This window comes from Methanococcus maripaludis, from assembly GCF_002945325.1.
Lineage (GTDB): Archaea > AGJL01 > Methanococci > Methanococcales > Methanococcaceae > Methanococcus > Methanococcus maripaludis.
Window position 1 is genome coordinate 1293468 of sequence record NZ_CP026606.1, and the last position, 16935, is coordinate 1310402.

At 34.3% G+C, this 16935-nt stretch carries 26 protein-coding genes; all 26 read right to left on the reverse strand.

The window, feature by feature from the left end:
- Positions 1 to 34: 34 nt before the first annotated feature.
- A complete protein-coding gene (gene secY, locus MMJJ_RS07040; protein ID WP_011171366.1) occupies positions 35 to 1363 on the reverse strand; it encodes a preprotein translocase subunit SecY in 1329 nt (442 codons plus the stop codon).
- A gap of 227 nt (positions 1364 to 1590) precedes the next feature.
- Positions 1591 to 2022: an uL15 family ribosomal protein gene (locus MMJJ_RS07045; RefSeq protein ID WP_011171365.1), complete on the reverse strand. Its 432-nt coding sequence runs from the start codon at positions 2020 to 2022 to the stop codon at positions 1591 to 1593.
- A 14-nt stretch (positions 2023 to 2036) separates the two neighbouring features.
- Complete coding sequence (locus tag MMJJ_RS07050) at positions 2037 to 2501, reverse strand: 50S ribosomal protein L30 (RefSeq protein ID WP_011171364.1); 465 nt, start codon at positions 2499 to 2501, stop codon at positions 2037 to 2039.
- A 31-nt stretch (positions 2502 to 2532) separates the two neighbouring features.
- Entirely contained in the window at positions 2533 to 3210 is a 678-nt protein-coding gene (locus MMJJ_RS07055) for a 30S ribosomal protein S5 (protein WP_011171363.1), read from the reverse strand.
- 10 nt (positions 3211 to 3220) lie between these two features.
- Entirely contained in the window at positions 3221 to 3802 is a 582-nt protein-coding gene (locus MMJJ_RS07060) for a 50S ribosomal protein L18 (RefSeq protein ID WP_011171362.1), read from the reverse strand.
- 23 nt (positions 3803 to 3825) lie between these two features.
- Positions 3826 to 4275, reverse strand: a complete 450-nt coding sequence (locus tag MMJJ_RS07065) for a 50S ribosomal protein L19e (protein ID WP_011171361.1) — start codon at positions 4273 to 4275, stop codon at positions 3826 to 3828.
- 26 nt (positions 4276 to 4301) lie between these two features.
- Positions 4302 to 4709: a 50S ribosomal protein L32e gene (locus MMJJ_RS07070; RefSeq protein ID WP_011171360.1), complete on the reverse strand. Its 408-nt coding sequence runs from the start codon at positions 4707 to 4709 to the stop codon at positions 4302 to 4304.
- Between the two features lie 9 nt (positions 4710 to 4718).
- Positions 4719 to 5267: a 50S ribosomal protein L6 gene (locus MMJJ_RS07075; RefSeq protein WP_011171359.1), complete on the reverse strand. Its 549-nt coding sequence runs from the start codon at positions 5265 to 5267 to the stop codon at positions 4719 to 4721.
- 21 nt (positions 5268 to 5288) lie between these two features.
- On the reverse strand, positions 5289 to 5681 hold the full coding sequence (locus MMJJ_RS07080) for a 30S ribosomal protein S8 (RefSeq protein WP_011171358.1): 393 nt from the start codon (positions 5679 to 5681) through the stop codon (positions 5289 to 5291).
- Positions 5682 to 5699: 18 nt separating this feature from the next.
- Positions 5700 to 5861, reverse strand: a complete 162-nt coding sequence (locus MMJJ_RS07085) for a 30S ribosomal protein S14 (RefSeq protein WP_011171357.1) — start codon at positions 5859 to 5861, stop codon at positions 5700 to 5702.
- Between the two features lie 9 nt (positions 5862 to 5870).
- Positions 5871 to 6416: a 50S ribosomal protein L5 gene (locus MMJJ_RS07090; protein ID WP_011171356.1), complete on the reverse strand. Its 546-nt coding sequence runs from the start codon at positions 6414 to 6416 to the stop codon at positions 5871 to 5873.
- A gap of 28 nt (positions 6417 to 6444) precedes the next feature.
- Positions 6445 to 7179, reverse strand: coding sequence for a 30S ribosomal protein S4e (locus tag MMJJ_RS07095; protein WP_011171355.1), 735 nt, complete (start codon positions 7177 to 7179; stop codon positions 6445 to 6447).
- Positions 7180 to 7190: 11 nt separating this feature from the next.
- On the reverse strand, positions 7191 to 7550 hold the full coding sequence (rplX, locus tag MMJJ_RS07100) for a 50S ribosomal protein L24 (RefSeq protein ID WP_011171354.1): 360 nt from the start codon (positions 7548 to 7550) through the stop codon (positions 7191 to 7193).
- Positions 7551 to 7569: 19 nt separating this feature from the next.
- The gene (locus MMJJ_RS07105; RefSeq protein WP_011171353.1) at positions 7570 to 7968 is read right to left on the reverse strand and encodes a 50S ribosomal protein L14; all 399 of its coding nucleotides are present in this window, start codon (positions 7966 to 7968) and stop codon (positions 7570 to 7572) included.
- A gap of 20 nt (positions 7969 to 7988) precedes the next feature.
- The gene (locus MMJJ_RS07110; protein WP_011171352.1) at positions 7989 to 8318 is read right to left on the reverse strand and encodes a 30S ribosomal protein S17; all 330 of its coding nucleotides are present in this window, start codon (positions 8316 to 8318) and stop codon (positions 7989 to 7991) included.
- A 165-nt stretch (positions 8319 to 8483) separates the two neighbouring features.
- Positions 8484 to 8780 (reverse strand): ribonuclease P protein component 1, encoded by a 297-nt coding sequence (gene rnp1 / locus MMJJ_RS07115; protein WP_013999758.1) that lies wholly within the window; start codon positions 8778 to 8780, stop codon positions 8484 to 8486.
- Positions 8781 to 8849: 69 nt separating this feature from the next.
- Entirely contained in the window at positions 8850 to 9158 is a 309-nt protein-coding gene (gene yciH / locus MMJJ_RS07120; protein WP_011171350.1) for a stress response translation initiation inhibitor YciH, read from the reverse strand.
- 83 nt (positions 9159 to 9241) lie between these two features.
- Positions 9242 to 9457: a 50S ribosomal protein L29 gene (rpmC, locus tag MMJJ_RS07125; RefSeq protein ID WP_011171349.1), complete on the reverse strand. Its 216-nt coding sequence runs from the start codon at positions 9455 to 9457 to the stop codon at positions 9242 to 9244.
- Positions 9458 to 9467: 10 nt separating this feature from the next.
- Positions 9468 to 10103: a 30S ribosomal protein S3 gene (locus tag MMJJ_RS07130; RefSeq protein ID WP_011171348.1), complete on the reverse strand. Its 636-nt coding sequence runs from the start codon at positions 10101 to 10103 to the stop codon at positions 9468 to 9470.
- 10 nt (positions 10104 to 10113) lie between these two features.
- Positions 10114 to 10575: a 50S ribosomal protein L22 gene (locus tag MMJJ_RS07135; protein WP_011171347.1), complete on the reverse strand. Its 462-nt coding sequence runs from the start codon at positions 10573 to 10575 to the stop codon at positions 10114 to 10116.
- 19 nt (positions 10576 to 10594) lie between these two features.
- The gene (locus MMJJ_RS07140; RefSeq protein WP_231856887.1) at positions 10595 to 10753 is read right to left on the reverse strand and encodes a hypothetical protein; all 159 of its coding nucleotides are present in this window, start codon (positions 10751 to 10753) and stop codon (positions 10595 to 10597) included.
- A 142-nt stretch (positions 10754 to 10895) separates the two neighbouring features.
- Positions 10896 to 11165: an elongation factor 1-beta gene (locus tag MMJJ_RS07145; RefSeq protein ID WP_011171345.1), complete on the reverse strand. Its 270-nt coding sequence runs from the start codon at positions 11163 to 11165 to the stop codon at positions 10896 to 10898.
- A 31-nt stretch (positions 11166 to 11196) separates the two neighbouring features.
- The gene (locus MMJJ_RS07150) at positions 11197 to 11361 is read right to left on the reverse strand and encodes a zinc finger domain-containing protein (protein ID WP_011171344.1); all 165 of its coding nucleotides are present in this window, start codon (positions 11359 to 11361) and stop codon (positions 11197 to 11199) included.
- An 18-nt stretch (positions 11362 to 11379) separates the two neighbouring features.
- Positions 11380 to 12018, reverse strand: coding sequence for a [5-(aminomethyl)furan-3-yl]methyl phosphate kinase (gene mfnE / locus MMJJ_RS07155; protein WP_104838234.1), 639 nt, complete (start codon positions 12016 to 12018; stop codon positions 11380 to 11382).
- Positions 12019 to 13266, reverse strand: coding sequence for a M20 family metallo-hydrolase (locus MMJJ_RS07160; RefSeq protein WP_104838235.1), 1248 nt, complete (start codon positions 13264 to 13266; stop codon positions 12019 to 12021).
- A 34-nt stretch (positions 13267 to 13300) separates the two neighbouring features.
- On the reverse strand, positions 13301 to 16870 hold the full coding sequence (gene smc, locus MMJJ_RS07165) for a chromosome segregation protein SMC (RefSeq protein WP_104838236.1): 3570 nt from the start codon (positions 16868 to 16870) through the stop codon (positions 13301 to 13303).
- Positions 16871 to 16935: the final 65 nt, after the last annotated feature.

Sequence of the window (16935 nt, forward strand, 5' to 3'; positions counted from 1 at the left end):
TAAAAATTTTTTATTTTAGTTATTTTTTTAAGTTTTATTTTCTTATGAACTTCGCAATTGATGGGTGAAGTTCAGAGAGTTGTTCTTGAACGAGCTGTTCGTATAATCTGTATACAATTGATACTGTAAGCAATACTCCAGTACCTCCTCCAAGTGCACCAGTAAAGTCAGCAGCTGCGGCCAAAAATCCAACAAATGCTGAACCCATTACTGTAATTGGTGTTATGTATCTTTTTAAACGTTGTTCAATTGATTTTTGGCTTTTTCTAAATCCTTTAATCGCCATATCGAGATTCCCAAGTTTTTTAGCCATTGATTTTGCGTCAAGTCCTGAGGTTTCAACCCAGAAAAGACCAAACAAGATACAGAATATTACCATCATTACAGTGTAAAATACTGCATGAAGCGGATCTGCAGTCAGGCTAGAAATTCCATACGGTGTTGAGAAGTAGTATGCAAGTCCATCAACTGCCCTACCACTCGTATAGTGCCCGAGAATTGGGAAACCCATTTTTTCTAAAAACATTCCCCAAAGCTGTATGTTTGCAAACAATGCTGCAGCAAGGATAACTGGCAGGTTTGAAACATAAATGAATTTTATTGGGTATTTTCCAACAGCACCTTTTACTCTTCCGTGTGCTAGTGGAATTTCTACTCTGATACTTTCAACGTAAACTACAACTAAGAATACAAGTATTGTACCTAAAATCGGTAAAATATATTCCAATGCAGTCCATAAACTTCCTGCAGTCATTGCAGTGAAGAATTTCCATAAATATCCTTCTGCACCAAAGGTTCCTACAAATATTGTTTGTGAGACTCCTGCTGCAATGAAAAGACCGATACCTGATCCGATACCGTATCTTGAAACAATTTCATCCAAATAAATAATTAATATCGCACCAAGTGCAAGCTGGAATACTAACACTGCAGTCATTAGTGGGGTTAATGCACCAAATGCCCCTGCTCCAACAAACATCAAAGCTTCGAGGAAACATAATGCTATACCAAATAACTTTTGTAAACCCTGAAATAGTGCCCTATTCATTGGTTTTGATAGATCCAGACTTATAAGTTCGGATCCGACCAATAGCTGCATAATAATTCCTGCAGTTACAATTGGCCCGATACCAAGCGTAATTAAAGTACCCATTTTAGAAGCAGTAACGGTCTGCCAAAAATCAAATATTGCAGGCATTTCTGAACCGCCCGTGTAAATATCGATTGTACCCAAAATAAAGTAGAGTACAAGCACAAGTGCAGTCCATTGTAATTTTTCTTTAAATGAAATTTCTCTTAGCGGTCTTTTTACTTCAGGTATTAATTCAAGTATAGGTTTTATTTTTAATAGAAAACTTTCCAAATTTTCACCTTGGAATAAACATGATAAATTTCAATAAACGAGAAAATTTACAAATTTGTTATCAAATAGTGTAATTGTGATAATCTTTGGAAAATGTATTAAATATCGGTTTCACAACATTAAAAGATATTAAAAAATGAGTATTTAAATGATTGGGATATTCATAGTATCCACTATCAAAAATAAGAAAAAGCAGAATTAAATGGAATAAGTGATTCTTAATTGAATTACAATTCAACAAATTCTCCACCGGCAGCCTCAATTTTTTCTTTAGCTCCTTCAGAGAATTCAACTGCTTTTACAACCATTGCGGTTGAGATTCTTCCTTTTCCGAGAACTTTTTCGAATCCGATTTCGGTAGCGTTAACTACAACTTTACCTTCTTCTACTTGGAATGCATCTTTGTATTTTAAGATGTATTCTTCTAATTCTCCAATGTTGATAGTTTCTAACTGTTTTATAAGGCAAGGGTTTCTGTTGAATCCGTATTTACCAAAGTAGTCAGGATTGAATTTACAGACGGACAACCATTTATGTTTTTGGTGACCAGCGTTACCCCTACCACCTCTGTGGCCAGCGCCTCTGTGTTTTTTAGCTTCTCCATATCCGCAGGTTCTGGAGCCTCTTTTTTTCGTGATTTTTTTGCTTTTTCTAATCATTAAATCACCTTAAATTACATCATTTTGTTCAATAAATCGTTGATTTTACCAGATCTGTAACCTAAGGCACCACCAATTGAGAATCCTTTTTTAACTCCTGCTCTATCATATCCTTTTCTTGGAGGATGTAATCTGAATACAGGTTTTATTGGTGTGTCTTTTATTTTAATTTCGCCAGCAATTACTTTTTCAGCTAACTCTTCAACTGGAAGTTCTGTTAACTCTTTTACGAGTTCTTCAGATAATCTTTTGTTTCCAGGAAGTCTTCCTCTTTTTAAAATTAAAGCTACAAGTGTATCTTTATCGATTTCACCGTAGGTTACATAGTCTTTAACTTTTTTTATCATTCCAGTGTAGTGTTCTGTATCTGGAATTATAACACAGTGGTTTACACGGTGTAGTCTTAACATCTTCATGGTATCTGCGATGTCTCCTCTAACACCTACGCTTCCTCTGACTCTTACAACTGCGTAAGCCATGTTTTAATCACCTTTTTTAAAAAGTAATAAATTAGAGTACTCTTCCTTCTGTAAGACCTAATTTTTCCTTTTGGTTAGGCAAGCATCTTACGAAGTTTAAGTTGTTTAATGCATCGAATGTAGCTTCAGCAAAGTTGTATGTGGTTCTTGTGTCACCAAATGTTTTAGTCCATGCATCTTTTACACCTGCAAGACCTAAAACAGCTTTTGCAACGTTACCAGCAACTAAACCAACACCTCTTGGTGCAGGGAGTAATTCTACTTTAACGCTACCACAAGCTCCTTTAGCTGTGAAAGGGATTGAGTGAGGTGATCCGCAACCGCATTCCCATGAACCGCAGCCAACTCTAACTTTGATTAATGATAATTTTGCGTGAGCAATTGCTTTTCTGATAGCAGGGCCAACTTCTTTTGATTTACCCATGCCTACTCCAACGTAACCGTTTTTGTTACCAACAACAACAGTTGCTCTGTATCTTGCTCTTCTTCCAGATTTGTGCATTCTTTGAACTAATTTAACGTCCAAAACTTGCTCTTCCAAATCAGGTAAAAGTGCATCAACAATTTCAGGTTCTAATAATGGAAGACCTTTATCCATAATGTAGCTAATGTCTGAAATTGTTCCTTCCTTAACCATTCTACCAATTTGGGTTTTTGGCTCCCAAGCTTCGGTATTGAATTTTCTTTTTTCAGCTCTTTTTTCAGCCATTTATATCACCTTATAAGTTAAGGATTTTTTCTTTCAGTTCTTCAACGTGTTCTGGCAAGTCTTCTGGGTTTAATCCTTTTTCTAAGTATTTTGAGAACTGTTTTTTGTACGCATCTGCATCTTCTTTTAAGCTTTCAGCGTAATTTTTAACGTGAGTTCCGTTTAATCTTTCTTCATCTGCGATGATTTTATCACCGTGAGGTATATCCATACCTGCATCAAGTGCACCTTTTAAAACAGCGAAAATTGCAGCTCCTTTGGTAGCTCTGTGAAGACCTTTGTCCAAAACTGCTTCTTTTACATCTTCTTTAACTGCTTTTGCACCTAACAATAAACCTGTTAAGTATGCAGCAGGTAAGTTTCCGCAGTGGCCTTTGTAGCCCATTTTAACGAGTTCTTTGGAGTGTGCTGAAACTAAGACAACGTCTCCTTTTTCATCGTATGCCATAAGCTGAGCGGTCACATTGTTTAAGGATTTTCTCGCAACTAATCTTGGTTTACCAGACAATAATAATCCTAATCTTTGTCTGAAATCTGTTTTTCCTTCTCTTCTTCTTCTAAAAGGAACTCTGAATTTGGCGTTCATTGCCATAGTCATTCCTCCTTAAATTTGAATTATTCAGCTAAAATTCCATGTTCTTTCATGTATAATTTCATGTGATTTCTACTTCTGAATGCTCCACCTTTAGCCATTCTGTAGAGTTTTCTGTATGCTGATCTTTCGATTTTTTCATTTTCTCTTAATTCTTTCAGCATTTTTCTGAGCGGCCTAATTGTGTTCATCCATTTCTCTTTTTTAGGCGTTCTAGCACCTTTAGCCCCTTTTCTTGAACCAGGTCCTTTTCTCTTTCCTTTTCTCTTCTGTTCTTGAACTTCTTTTTTCCTAGCGCTGCTGATTCCTTTTTCCTGTTTTTTAACAATGATTCCATCGTTAATCAAGAGTCTAATGTCATCTTTGGTGATTGCCATTTTGACTTTTTCCAGGTTTTCCGGATCAATCCATACCCTGTCGATACCGCAATCCAAAACAGCTGCAGCAATTCTTCTCTGGGTTGATACATCCATAATATCACCTTATATCTTAAGCGAGATTATAAACTTAAGAATTCTTCCTGTTTTTGTTTGGATACGTTAAACACTCTAATTCCTAATTCATTAGCTTTTTTAACGATTTCTATTCTTTTTCTTTTACCAACGGTAGCTGCAATTCTTGCGCCTTGAACTTCAGGGTTTAATGCAACTAATTCTTTTACATTGTTAACAAGAATATCTTGTAAACCTGATGGGTGTAAACCTCTAACAAGAACAGGTCCTCTGTAGCCTGTGTTAACAACAGCAGCTCTGTGTGTCAATCCTATTCTCATACCGCTGTGTTTACCGAAAGGTCTTCTCCAGCTAGTTCCAATTCTTGAACACTTGAACCAGTCCTGTCTTTTAAATTCAGGTCTTTTTTGTTTCATTTTGAGTTTTAATCTCATTAATCTTTTGAATTCACTCATGAGACCACCTTATAATACTTTCCCTGCTTTTTCTACAATGTAGATGCCATCTTGGAATATTCTTGTGTCTCTTCCTTTAACTTTAGTAGCTTGTTCGATGTTTGCAGCGGTTTGACCAACAAATTCTTTGTTAGCTCCACTTACAACCACGTCTTCACCACTAACTTTTACAGTGACTCCATCCATGATTTTAGCAGTTCTAGTGTATTTTTCTCCTAAGAAGTTGTCAATCATTACAGTGTTTCCTTTAGCACTAACTTTCATTGGGAAGTGAGCGTATCTGATTACTAATTTGTATTCAAATCCGTCAGTAACACCTGTGATCATGTTTTGAATGTGTGATCTGTAGGTTCCAACAATTGCGGTTTGTGCTTTTCTTGGGAATGCACACTCAATAACAACTTTTCCGTCTTCTGTGCTTATTTCAATTCCTGGGTACATTAATTCTCTTTTAAGTTCTTTTGCACCAGATTTAACAACAACTGTGCTGCCGTTAATTTCAACGTTGACGTTTTCAGGAATTTCGATTTCTTCCCTTATTAAAGCTGCAACTGGCATAAGAATACCTCCATAATGTCCTTAGTATATGTAAGAAATTAATCTTCCACCTACTCCAGCGTTTCTAGCTTCGTCGTGTGTCATTAATCCTTTTGGGGTACTTACGATTAACAATCCGAAACCTTTAGCCGGTAAGTATCTTTTTTCGAATTTTTCGAAGTCGTGGTTTTTAACAGCGTATCTTGGTTTTACAGCCCCACATTTGTTGATTTGTCCGATTAAATCAACTTTGTAGACTCCTGCTTTTCCATCTTCAATGTATTCGAAGTTTCCAATGTATCCTTGATCCTGCATAACATTTAGAACTCTTCCAATTAATTTTGAAGCAGGTTTCAAGTAAGCTACGTTTTTACCCACACTTTCGCAGTTGGATACGTGGTTTAATGCGTTTGCAAGAGGGTCCATTAAACTCATATTGTTACCTCCTTGTCCTTAATCGTACTTTTTAAATCCTAGTTTTGGTGCTAATTCTCTGAAGCATTGTCTGCATAAATTTAATCCGTATTTTCTGATGATTCCTGGCCCTTTTCTTCCGCATCTTTTGCAAACTTTTGAACCTTGGCCGTATTTTGTCTTAAATGGTGTTTTTGTCATTCTTTCACCTTATTCCCTAACTACTTCAGTATCGAATTTAGCTTGGATGTATTCGATAGCTTCGTCTTTGGTAACTAAGTGTTTCTCTGGAATGTGGCTTCTTTTTACTTTTCTTGATTTTACTCTGTATCCTGATTTTTCAAAGGTTACACAGATATCCATACCATAGATTCCAACTGATGGGTCGTATTTTTGACCGGGGAAGTCAATATGTTCAGGAACACCAAATGAGAAGTTTCCAACCTGGTCAAATGATGACGCAAAGAGTGTTTTACCACATGCTTTGAAAGCAGTGAACGCATTTTTGAGGAATTCTTCAGCTTTTTTTCCTCTTAATGTTACTTTTAATCCAATTGGTAATTTTTTTCTGATACCAAATGCAGGGTTTGTCTGTTTAGCTAAAGTCCTTACTGGTGATTGGCCGGTGAGTTCTTCAATAACTTTTGCACCTATTGTTAACCTATCTCCAGCTTCACCTACACCGAAGTTTACGGTGACTTTTTGGATTCTTGGTTTTTTCATAGGTTCTTTTTCCCAAACTTCTTGGAATGACATGTTTCGTCCTCCTCTAATTTTATGGGCATTACATCGAAATTACTGGCTCGTCTTGACCTACGATGAATACGTAAGGCTTAACGGTTTTAAATTTCTCGCCATCTTTGTTTTCTAAAGTTACAATATCTGAGTACAATGCTCTGTTTTCAACTTCAACGATTTTAGCAAATTCTCCAACGTGTTTACCGCCAGTGATGTATGCTAATTTTCCTTCGCCAAATGCAACATGTCCAGCAATTGACTGTTCTGGAATTGAAATTAAAACACTGTCTCCAGTTTTGTAAACATCTTCTTCAGCTTTTGCAGCATCTGAAACTTTTACAATCTGGTTTCTACCATCGTGAAGGTTTAATTGAATGTTTCCGCCTTTAACGACAGTTTTGTTTACGATTTTGCACAATTTTACATCGGTTTTATCAGTTTTTTTCAAGCTGATTCTTCCGCTTTCGTCAAATAATACAAGGTAAGTTTCATCCATTTCAGGGATTGATAAAACATCCATTAATCCAGCAGGGTGTTTGTACTCTTTTCTTTTTAATCCATCGATTAAAATTTTTCCTGTTTGGATAATTTTTTTAGCTTCTCTTGCATTGTCAGCATATTTTAATACATCTCTTACAACTAACAATAATGGCAAGGATTTATCCATTGAATGTGGTCCAGGTGATGGTCTTACCGTAAATGTTTTCACTTTTCTAGGAAGTTGCCAATTTGCTGGAGCAGCCAATCTTTTAAGATGTTTTCTAGGTCCTTTAATTGCCATGCTCACACCTCTTAGTTACTTGAATTTTTAAATCTCTTTTCGTCTGATTCGTCCAATTTGGTAATCATAACATTTGATGGATGAATTGGATATGCTGTTTCATTTCCATCTTGTTTTTTGTTAACTACTCCTTCAACAATGATTTTGTATCCTGCGTAGTCAACTTTTGAAACTTCCCCTTCAATTCCTTTGAAATTTCCTCTGAGTACTTTTACAGTATCTCCTTTTTTCACAGGAAGGGAGTTTTTAGCGTATTTTTCTTTTAATTCTTTTGCTAGCATTGCAGACATAACGCTATTTCTTAAATGTAATGGTGCGTTGTAGAGTGCTTTTCTTTGTTTTCTTGGCTGTTTTGAGTTTGTCAAAACCATGATTTCACCACATGCCTAATTAGTGAATAATTTTAGCTAATCTTGAAACACCAGGCCATCTTTCAGCAGCTTCTTTTGAAACTGGACCTTTAATTTCTGAACCTTTTGGTGTTCCTTCTGGGGTAACAATAACAGCTGCGTTATCTTCGAATTTTACTCTTGTACCGTCAGCTCTTCTGTATTCTTTTTTCTGTCTGATGATAATTGCAGGTAAAACCTGTTTTCTCATTTCAGGAGTACCTTTTTTCACTGAAACGAAAACCATATGGCCTACACCACCTGCAGGTAACCTTCTTACAGTACCTACGTAGTTTTTAACTGCAATTACTTCGAGCTCTTTTGCACCTGTGTTATCTGCACAGACGAGTCTAGCTCCGTTAGGTAATGATCTTACGATGTTTGAACCTAGTCCTTTCATAATATTCACCTTTTAAAGGATTATTCCAGGTTTTCAGTTTTTTCAATTACAACAAATGATTTTGTTTTACTGATAGGCCTGCATTCCATAACTTTCACAGTGTCGCCAACTTTTGCTTTGATGCATGCAGGGTTGTGTGCAACCAATGAAGTTGTTCTTTTTTCGTATCTTTCGTACTTGGATATGTATCCAGTAACTTCTCTTTTGATTACGATTGTGTCGTGTCCTTTGTCACTTGTAACGATTCCTTCGAATATTTGTCCTCTTACGGATAAAGTTCCGTGGAATGGACAGTTAGGATCTTCACAAACGTTTTCAGGAGCTTTTACATCGATTCCAATGTTTGACATAATCATACCTCCTAATTATTTAGAGTGTTTAATGTCGATTTTAAAGTTCCAGATTTAATACGGGCTACAGGTATATAATGTTTTCACAAATACCACTAACGCCTGTTTAGAACTTAAATTTTAATTCTTATTTTCAATTTGGGACATTTAAAATAGCTGAGAAGCTTAGTACGAGTAGAGTTGTTTTATTTTTCTTTTTAACCTGTCTTCAGGTCGTCCAACAAGTAGTCTTCCATCGATATCGATTTTTACAACATTTTCAGACTCAAATTGAATTCTGAATGTTGAAATTTCTTTTACGAGGGTAATTTCCTTGCCGTTTTCTTTTTCAAGAACTAGCGTATTTCTAGTCTCGTTAATTACTCTACCTTTTGTTGAAATCAAACCAGAATCTGTAGATTTTACAACTTCAAGGTTTAATCCAATTAGTTCATGTCTCAATATATTTTGTGACAATTTCATGGGTGTCCCTACCCTTTGAGCATGGGGGTGTACATTTTTCAGTATCCACATACTCATGTGAATAGTTAATTATCTGACATCTATCATGTCTTTTGAGAATCCCATTTTGATTAGGGTTTCTTCAGCTTTTCTCCTGTGGTCTCCCTGTAACTCGATAGAATCTTTCTTTACAGTTCCGCCGCAGGCACATATATCTTTTAACTTTTTAGCCAAATCTTTTACATCAATCAAGTCCGCATCAAAGCCGTCGACGACTGTCATCAGCTTACCAAACCTTCTTTTAGTTACGTAAACTTTAATTTTCTGTTCTTCCTTTGCAATCTCTTCACAGACACACAAATCTTTTGGTAAACCACATATAGGACAAATCTCTGGCATCAATGCACCTCTCATCTTGATAGACTAATTTTGTTATAAGTATACTGGATATACATACTGATTGATGGTATTTAAAATTATGCTTAAGCATTTTCTGCTTGAGCTTCTTTTTCTTTCATGATTGTTAAGATTCTAGCGATTGTTCTTTTGGTTTCGCTGATCTTACCTGGATTTGAAGGTGCACCGCCTGTTGACTTGTTTACGCCTTCTTTCATTAATTCTCTTTTCAATTCTGCGATTTTTCCTTTCATTTCTTCAACTGAAAGTTCCCTTATTTCGCTAGCTTTTAAGATCGCCATTTACATCACCTTATTCTTGGGATACTTCACTAATTTCACTAACTTCTTTGATTTCGCCGGATGAAATTACAATTTCATCAGGTAATGATACGTCAGGTCTCATTATTTTTACAGTAACTCCAACAATACCGAGTTTTAATTTTGCTAATTGGTGTGACTTGTTTACAAGTGCTTCAGCAGGTTCACCGCAGTGTTTCATGTATCCGTCCATGAACTTTTCAGTTCTTGACCTTTCTCCGGATAATTTTCCAGAAACTATGATTGCAACACCTTTAGCGCCTGAACCCATAACTCTTCTTATTGCTGAGTGAGCTGTTTTTCTAAAGTGCATTCCTCTTTCTAATGAAGATGCGATCTTGTGTCCAACAACAGCAGGGTCTAAATCTGGGTTTTCAACCTGTTTAACTTCAATTTGTGGGTTTTTAACTGAGTATTCTGTTGCGAGTGTTTCAGTTAATTCTTTAACCATTTTTCCTTTTCTTCCGATAACGAAACCTGGTTTTTCAGCGAATACAGTTATTCTTGTTCCAATTGGTGTTTTTTTGAAATCGATGTGGCTGTATCCTGCTCTAACTAATTTAGTTTTAAAGTATTCGTCGATTAATGTTTCGGAAACATTTTCTCCAACAAATGTTCTTTCAATCATTGTTTCACCATTAGTAGAATTCTTCAAGGATTACTTGGATATGTATTGTTTCTTGGTTTTTAGGGCTTGCTCTACCAAATGCTCTTGGCATATATCTTTTAATTGTGAAGCCTCTGTTTGATGATATGTGTTTAATTCTTAATTTTTCTGTGTTTAATCCTTTTTGCTCAGCGTTTTTCTTAGCGTTATCTAAAACGTTTAAGATTTCTAACGAAGCTTTCTGTGGGAATCTACCTGAGTGTGTTCCAATTTTTCCTTTTCTGTGTGGTAAGTCTTTGTTGTGAACTTTGAATGGAACAGGAGTTTCTAATGCGATTACTCTGTTTAAGTATGCAACAGCAGCATCTAATTTCATTCCACTTAATTCTCTGCAAAGTTCAATAGCATGTTTTCTTGATATTCTTAAAGTTCTGCCCATAGCTCTTGCAGTGTTCTTTGGGTCAGCTTCAACTTTGTATTTTAGTTTAGCCATCGTCTTCACCTCAATCGGGTTAGTCTCTCATCTTTAACAGGAGTTTAGCTGTATTGATGTAGTGTACTTTCACGTTTCCAATCGTGTTTTTTATTATTGGATTGGTTTTTTTATTTCCAATCTCTATAACAGGATTATTTTCATGTTTTACATTGATAGAGTATCCCCTATCATCCATATAGTCAATAGCCTTTTTTATTTGCTTAAACTTATTTATATAGTTTATCATAACAATCCCATATTTTGAATTAAAGCTTAGAATGAGTGTTATTTTAAGTTAGGGCTATTTTTCGTTATTTAAAAAATTAGTATTGGTGAAATTAAACGAGTGAAAGTTCAACTACTTCAGCGCTTTCTACATTTTCTAAAGCGTTCATAGCTTCTTCGATAGGGTCCATTCCGCCTTCTTTTTCTTCCATTTCAACCATTACATACACAGTGTAGAGTCCAAATGCGAGTGGTTCGTCAGTTACTCCTCTGCATTTTGCATCGTTTTGTTCAACGAGTTCTTTTAAAGATTCTTTTAAAGATTCTTTTTCTACTTCTGGGCTTGTAGGCATTACTTTTACTTTTGCGATAACTGTAGCCATATTTTCACCTAAGTTTCGTTTTTAGATTAATTTAAGGACCTTCGTATCCACATACTGGGCAACTGTATCCGTTGCTTAATTTTCTGCATTTTTCGCATCTTATGATTTCTGCTTTTCCACAGTTAGGGCACAAGAATTTTGTAGCATTTTCTCTAGCTGCAATTTCTGCATTGCAAGAAGTACATTTTTGTTTCATGTTTCTCACCATAGTGTTTTATTTCAAGGTTATTTTCGTATACGTATCTACTACGCCTTTAAAAATGTTATTTATTCTCTCAGGATGATTTCCGTTAACAACAAAGCACTTAATGCCGTATTCGGATATAAGTTTTGGTAGGTGTTTATCCACAGACGTAAAACCTTTAATCGTTTTTGTATTTATTGTATTTAATAGTTTTCCCTCAGGATATTTATCATAAATTCCGTCGACGTCGGTGGCTATAATTAGTGTTTTAGAGTTTAATAATTTTGCTATATATGCTGCAAATGAATCCGAAGTAACTTCCCAAGAATAGGGCAGTTCATCAGTACTAAGTATAATATTTGATGGAAGTATTATAACTATACTTTCATCTCTCAGGATTTTTTTTGCATCAAACAGATTATCTGCTGTTTTTATCCCCGAAATTTCGGAAAAATAGGTTCCAGTTATATCCGTACACATTGTTGCAAGTTTATGTGCAGAAATATCATTAATTTTTTCATTTTCATGAAGATTTCGAACCACATTTGCGAAATTTCCCCCGCCAGGCATAATTACAACTTTTTCTCCCGATTTTTTAAGATTTTCAAGAATATTCACTGCGTTATTCGTTAAACTTCCGCCAATTTTTACAACGTACACGACTACCACTTATTTTAATATATCAAGATACACTTCTGCCATTTTTATTAAATTTTCTATTTTCACGTGTTCATTTGGCTGGTGTGCAGTTTCGTCTCCAATCCCCCAAACTGCAGTGTTGTATTCTTTTTCTCTTAAAAATGCGGCAACGGTTCCACCACCCATTCCACATAATATGGGTTCTTTATTTAACACGTTTTTAATTGCAGAACCTAGTTTTTTAACAACTTCTGAATCTTTTTTTGTTTCTTCTGCTTTTTCAAGTTTTAAAATCTCGTAAGTTATCGAAATATTTTCTTTTTCAGAAATATCAAAATGGAGAATATGTTTTTCAATTTCATTTTTAAAAACTTCAATATAATTTTCAATATCGTTTAGGATTTCTTTTGGATCGTATTTTGGAATAATTCTGCAGTCAAAGTTTAATTCAACGTATCCCGGAATTGTATTTATGTTTTCAATGTTATTTTTCAAAATTGTGGGTTCAAACGTTGAAAATGCGGGGTTGAATATTGGATTTATGCCAGTATATTTACCGTAGAGTTTATCGTAAAGTCCTTTTCCAAATGAAAATGCGATTAAATCTGCGTTTATTCCATTTTCAGGAACACTTCCATGGCACTGTTTTCCAGTAATTTTAAACTTTATCCATAGTATGTTTTTTTCAGCAATTTCAATAAATTCTCCTTCAGGCATTCCAAAATCTGGAACAATTATTAAATCTTTTGAGCCGAAAAGTTCATCTTCAAAATTATTTACAAGGTAAGATAGACCGTATTTACTGCCGTCTTCTTCGTCAGCTACAAAAATTAGATTTAGATTATATTTTGGATCGATTTTTTCTTCAAAAATCATCTTTAAAAGCAAAAACGATGAAACTATTCCTTTATGGTTGTCTTCACTGCCTCTCCCATAAATTATTCCGTCTTTTATTTCGGCTTTGAATGGGTTGGAGTTCCAGAGGCTAAGGTCCCCTTCAGGAACTATGTCCATGTGTGAAATTATTGTTAAGGTATCCTTTTTTCCAAAATCGTATTTTGAAACGATATTTGGCCTTTCAATTCCGTCTGAATCAACTGAATTGTATTCGATTATTTCGCAATTTTTTATCGAATACATATAACGGTATTCTTTTAGCTTATTTTTTATGTAAATTGACTTTTCTTTTTCCCCAATTCCACCAAAAGTTGGATTTACTGAGTTTATAGATATTAAATCAGAAGAAAGTTCAATAGTTTCATCCAAAATACTTTTCATGAGATTCACCGAAAATTATTTTATATTAAATATCTTAAATTTTTAATCCGACTAATTTACTGAGTCCATTTTCCATACATACTCCATACATAACGTCAGACTTACTTATCATCTGTTCACGGTGAGATATTACAATGAACTGTGAATCTTTCGATGCATTTTTAATCATTTCACCGATTAATCCCGCATTCTTTGTATCAAGTGCAGCATCAACTTCGTCAAGCACGTAGAACGGAGCAGGATTTAGGTGCTGGATCGCAAATAAAAATGCAAGTGCAGTAAGCGACTTTTCACCACCGCTCATTACATCCAGGCTCTGTAATTTTTTGTTCATTGGGGATGCATCAATTAATAAACCGCCTGAAAATGGATCTTCTGGATTTTCCAGACTTAATTTTCCACTTCCCCCAATTTCAGTATATATCTTTTCATAGTTTTCAGCAACTTTTAAGTAAACATCCATAAATACTTCTTTTTTCCTTTTGCTGACTTCTTCAATTAAATGGAGATATTTTTTTTCTTCGTTTTCGTAATCAGTTCTTTTTTCAAAGAGTTCGTCGTATCTATCTACAATATATTGATAATCATCAATAGCACGCATGTTTACAGGTTCTAATTTTTTGATATGTCCTTCAAGGTCGATCTGGTGACTTTCAAGAGCATCTACATCAAACTCTTTTATTTTGGAAGTAATATCTTCAGATATTTGTTCGATATTTTCACAAACGTATAATTTTCTATCTTCTTCTTCAAGCCTAGTTTCATATTTTGCCTTATCAATCGAAAGGCTGTTGATCTGACTTTCGTTCTGGTTAATTCTTCCGTAAACTCTTCTTTTTTCGCCATTTAATATTTCCAGTTCTTTTTCAAACGCTTCTTTCTTTTCAGTAAGTTCTCTTAAATCTTTTGTAAGGTCTTCGTAGCGTTCTTTTTTGGTTTTCAAAATTTCAAAGTTCTTTTCAACATTGTTTTTGTAGAATTGAATGTTTTGTTCAAGAATTGTCTTTTTTTCACTTAATTCTTTGATATTGCTATTTAATTCGCTTATTTTTGGGATTAAAACTTCTTTAATAAGCACTGCATCCCTTTTTATTTCGTTTTCAAATTCATTTTTTTTCTTTTCAAAATTAAGAATAGTTTCATCTATTACCTTGATTCTTTTGGAATGCTCTGAATTTTCAAAAGATGCTATTTCTTCAGAAATCCTTTCCCTTTGGGTTGTAAATCCACTAATTTTTTTAGTAAATTCTTCGATTTTTCTTTCGAGTTCTTCTTTTGAACCTTCTAAATAATCTAGTTCTTCTTCGAGCTTTCGGGATTCCAATTCAAGTTCTTTAATTTTTACTCCATTGTTTGTGAGTATTCCTTCTTTTTTATGTTCCAAATCTTTAATAATCTTTAATCTGCTTTCAAGTTCCATCTTTCTTGTTGAATATGTTGCATTTTTATTTTGAAGGCGTTCAATTTCATCTTTAGTTTCAGATAATGTACCGTCGAGTTCTGAAATCTGCTCTGCAAGTTTTTCAAGTTTGGATGTGTCTATATCAACTTTAATAACTGATTTTTTTCTTGAACGTCCACCAATCATCGCACCGGATGGCTCGATGACCTCACCTTCAAGAGTTACAAATCGTGCTTTGTGATCTTTTGATAAGGTTTTTGCGTAATCTAAATTTTCAACAATGATCGTATTTCCAAAAACATATCTGAATAAGTTTTCATATTCCGGTTTAAATTCAACAAGATCAATCGCCCTTCCAACGATCCCTTCATCATATAGATAAAGAGCTTCTGGTCCATTGATCCTATCAAGTGGTAAAAATGTGGTTCTACCAAGATTATTCTTTTTTAAATACTGAATTGCTCTTGCACCATCATCCATTCTTTTTACAACGATGTAATTTAGCCTGTTTCCACCTGCATTTTCAATTGCAGTTTTGTATTCTGCATCAGTTTTTCCTAAATTTCCTGCAATATCCACTACTCCAGGTAATTTTGCTTCAAGAACACTTTTTACGGCCCTATCAAGGCTGAAATCTTCCATATCTTTCATTGCCTTAATTTTAGCATTTTCTTTTATGTAATCGGCATGAGATTTATCCAATTTTTCCTGGTACTCTTTTTTATTTTCTAAAAGTGTTACAACTTTCTTTTTAGAGTATTCAAGTTCAACCGCAACATCCTCAAGTTCTTTGTACAGGCTTTTAGTATCTTCATGTTCTGAACGTATTTCTTCAAGTTCTTTTTGCAGGGTTTCGATAGTTTCTTTATTTTTTGTTAAATTAAATGATTTTTTGTTAATTTCATTTTCAAGAGCATTAAATTCATTTTTGAAATTGTAAAGTTCGTTCTGACTTTCATTTATTCTTTCAGATAATTTTCGCTCCTGCTGTTTCAATATTTCAGTCTGAGTTTCACTTTCTTCAACCTTTGACTTCAACTTCTTCTTTTCAGTTTCAAGATTTTCCATTTCAGTTTTTAAAGTGTTAATTTCCGCTTCTTTTTGGAGTGTTTCGGTCCTTATGGTTTCTATTTTTTGTCTAGTTTCTACTAAATCCTGTCCTTTTTTTTCGGATTGCGAATTTACATTTTTCAAGTCATCGAGAGCTCCGTTTAAGGACTTTTTGTCGTTATCAACGGTTACTTCCATTTCTTTAATGGACTTGTGAAGTTCCATTATCTCTTCATTTCCTTTTTCATTTAGCTCGTTTATCAAATTTTGAAGCCTATTTCTAATATCGTTTGATTTTGCATCGTATTCAGAAATTTCCTTTAAGAAACAGACTTTCATTTCTTTGAGTGCTTCAATTTCTTCTTTAGTTTTTTCCAAAATTCCGTTTAAAAATTCAATTTTTTTAGAAGTTAAAATGTATTTTGTTGCTTTTAATTCTTCTGTTAATTTAACATGAGTTTCAGCATCTTCTTTTTCTTTTTTAAGTTTTTCCAGATTGTTTTTTACTTCATTAATTCTGATATCAATTTTTTCAATGAATTCCCTTGCTTTTTCAAGTTCTTTTTTTGCTTTTTCCCCTTTTTCATCGAATTCTGCGACACCACTTATTTCATCGATAATCTTTCTTCTTTCATTTGGTGTGGTATCTATAATTTTTATCAGGTCTCCTTGGAGGATAATGTTAAATCCATCAGCACTAAGGGATATTTTTCCAATGACATCTAAAATTTCAGATTTTTTTACTTTCTTTCGTTTTTCTTCCTTTACGGTTTTTATTTCCCCATTTTCCTTAACTTCCTTTTCTTCATTCCAAATCAGGTAGTAGTTGTTATCGCCGTTTATCTTAACTTTTCGCGATATCCCAACCTTATCTGAATCTACAGGCATTTTTCTATCTTTATTATCAAAAATAAGCGTAACTTCTGCGAAATTTTCCCTTTTTCCATTATGATAAGTAATAAGCTGGTTAAATTTACCTGCACGAAGCGATTTTGCCGAAGTTTTTCCAAGAACAAAACATATGCCATCAATGGTATTTGATTTTCCTGATCCATTGGGCCCCAGTATTGCAGTGAAGCCATCGGGAATTTTTAATTTTGAATTTTTGAATGATTTGAAGTTTTTCATGTGGATTTCTGATAATGATGCCATTGTATTCACCAAGAACCTGCGGAAAAATTTATAAAATACTATTTGGATAATAATTGCTTATATTT

What these genes read in the sequence shown, in the direction of transcription:
- MMJJ_RS07075 (WP_011171359.1), bottom strand. Translation starts at nt 5,267, where the DNA reads ATGCCAGTTGCAGCTTTAATAAGGGAAGAAATCGAAATTCCTGAAAAC.
- MMJJ_RS07135 (WP_011171347.1), bottom strand. Translation starts at nt 10,575, where the DNA reads ATGGCTAAACTAAAATACAAAGTTGAAGCTGACCCAAAGAACACTGCA.
- rpmC (WP_011171349.1), bottom strand. Translation starts at nt 9,457, where the DNA reads ATGGCGATCTTAAAAGCTAGCGAAATAAGGGAACTTTCAGTTGAAGAA.
- MMJJ_RS07095 (WP_011171355.1), bottom strand. Translation starts at nt 7,179, where the DNA reads ATGGCAATTAAAGGACCTAGAAAACATCTTAAAAGATTGGCTGCTCCA.
- MMJJ_RS07055 (WP_011171363.1), bottom strand. Translation starts at nt 3,210, where the DNA reads ATGGCTGAAAAAAGAGCTGAAAAAAGAAAATTCAATACCGAAGCTTGG.
- MMJJ_RS07105 (WP_011171353.1), bottom strand. Translation starts at nt 7,968, where the DNA reads ATGAAAGGACTAGGTTCAAACATCGTAAGATCATTACCTAACGGAGCT.
- rnp1 (WP_013999758.1), bottom strand. Translation starts at nt 8,780, where the DNA reads ATGAAATTGTCACAAAATATATTGAGACATGAACTAATTGGATTAAAC.
- MMJJ_RS07060 (WP_011171362.1), bottom strand. Translation starts at nt 3,802, where the DNA reads ATGGCAATGAACGCCAAATTCAGAGTTCCTTTTAGAAGAAGAAGAGAA.
- MMJJ_RS07085 (WP_011171357.1), bottom strand. Translation starts at nt 5,861, where the DNA reads ATGACAAAAACACCATTTAAGACAAAATACGGCCAAGGTTCAAAAGTT.
- MMJJ_RS07145 (WP_011171345.1), bottom strand. Translation starts at nt 11,165, where the DNA reads ATGGCTACAGTTATCGCAAAAGTAAAAGTAATGCCTACAAGCCCAGAA.
- MMJJ_RS07080 (WP_011171358.1), bottom strand. Translation starts at nt 5,681, where the DNA reads ATGAGTTTAATGGACCCTCTTGCAAACGCATTAAACCACGTATCCAAC.
- MMJJ_RS07065 (WP_011171361.1), bottom strand. Translation starts at nt 4,275, where the DNA reads ATGGATGTATCAACCCAGAGAAGAATTGCTGCAGCTGTTTTGGATTGC.
- MMJJ_RS07045 (WP_011171365.1), bottom strand. Translation starts at nt 2,022, where the DNA reads ATGATTAGAAAAAGCAAAAAAATCACGAAAAAAAGAGGCTCCAGAACC.
- MMJJ_RS07110 (WP_011171352.1), bottom strand. Translation starts at nt 8,318, where the DNA reads ATGTCAAACATTGGAATCGATGTAAAAGCTCCTGAAAACGTTTGTGAA.
- MMJJ_RS07140 (WP_231856887.1), bottom strand. Translation starts at nt 10,753, where the DNA reads ATGGATGATAGGGGATACTCTATCAATGTAAAACATGAAAATAATCCT.
- MMJJ_RS07090 (WP_011171356.1), bottom strand. Translation starts at nt 6,416, where the DNA reads ATGTCATTCCAAGAAGTTTGGGAAAAAGAACCTATGAAAAAACCAAGA.
- MMJJ_RS07130 (WP_011171348.1), bottom strand. Translation starts at nt 10,103, where the DNA reads ATGATTGAAAGAACATTTGTTGGAGAAAATGTTTCCGAAACATTAATC.
- yciH (WP_011171350.1), bottom strand. Translation starts at nt 9,158, where the DNA reads ATGCCAGAGATTTGTCCTATATGTGGTTTACCAAAAGATTTGTGTGTC.
- smc (WP_104838236.1), bottom strand. Translation starts at nt 16,870, where the DNA reads ATGGCATCATTATCAGAAATCCACATGAAAAACTTCAAATCATTCAAA.
- MMJJ_RS07050 (WP_011171364.1), bottom strand. Translation starts at nt 2,501, where the DNA reads ATGGCTTACGCAGTTGTAAGAGTCAGAGGAAGCGTAGGTGTTAGAGGA.
- rplX (WP_011171354.1), bottom strand. Translation starts at nt 7,550, where the DNA reads ATGGTTTTGACAAACTCAAAACAGCCAAGAAAACAAAGAAAAGCACTC.
- MMJJ_RS07070 (WP_011171360.1), bottom strand. Translation starts at nt 4,709, where the DNA reads ATGAGTGAATTCAAAAGATTAATGAGATTAAAACTCAAAATGAAACAA.
- MMJJ_RS07160 (WP_104838235.1), bottom strand. Translation starts at nt 13,266, where the DNA reads ATGAAAAGTATTTTGGATGAAACTATTGAACTTTCTTCTGATTTAATA.
- MMJJ_RS07150 (WP_011171344.1), bottom strand. Translation starts at nt 11,361, where the DNA reads ATGAAACAAAAATGTACTTCTTGCAATGCAGAAATTGCAGCTAGAGAA.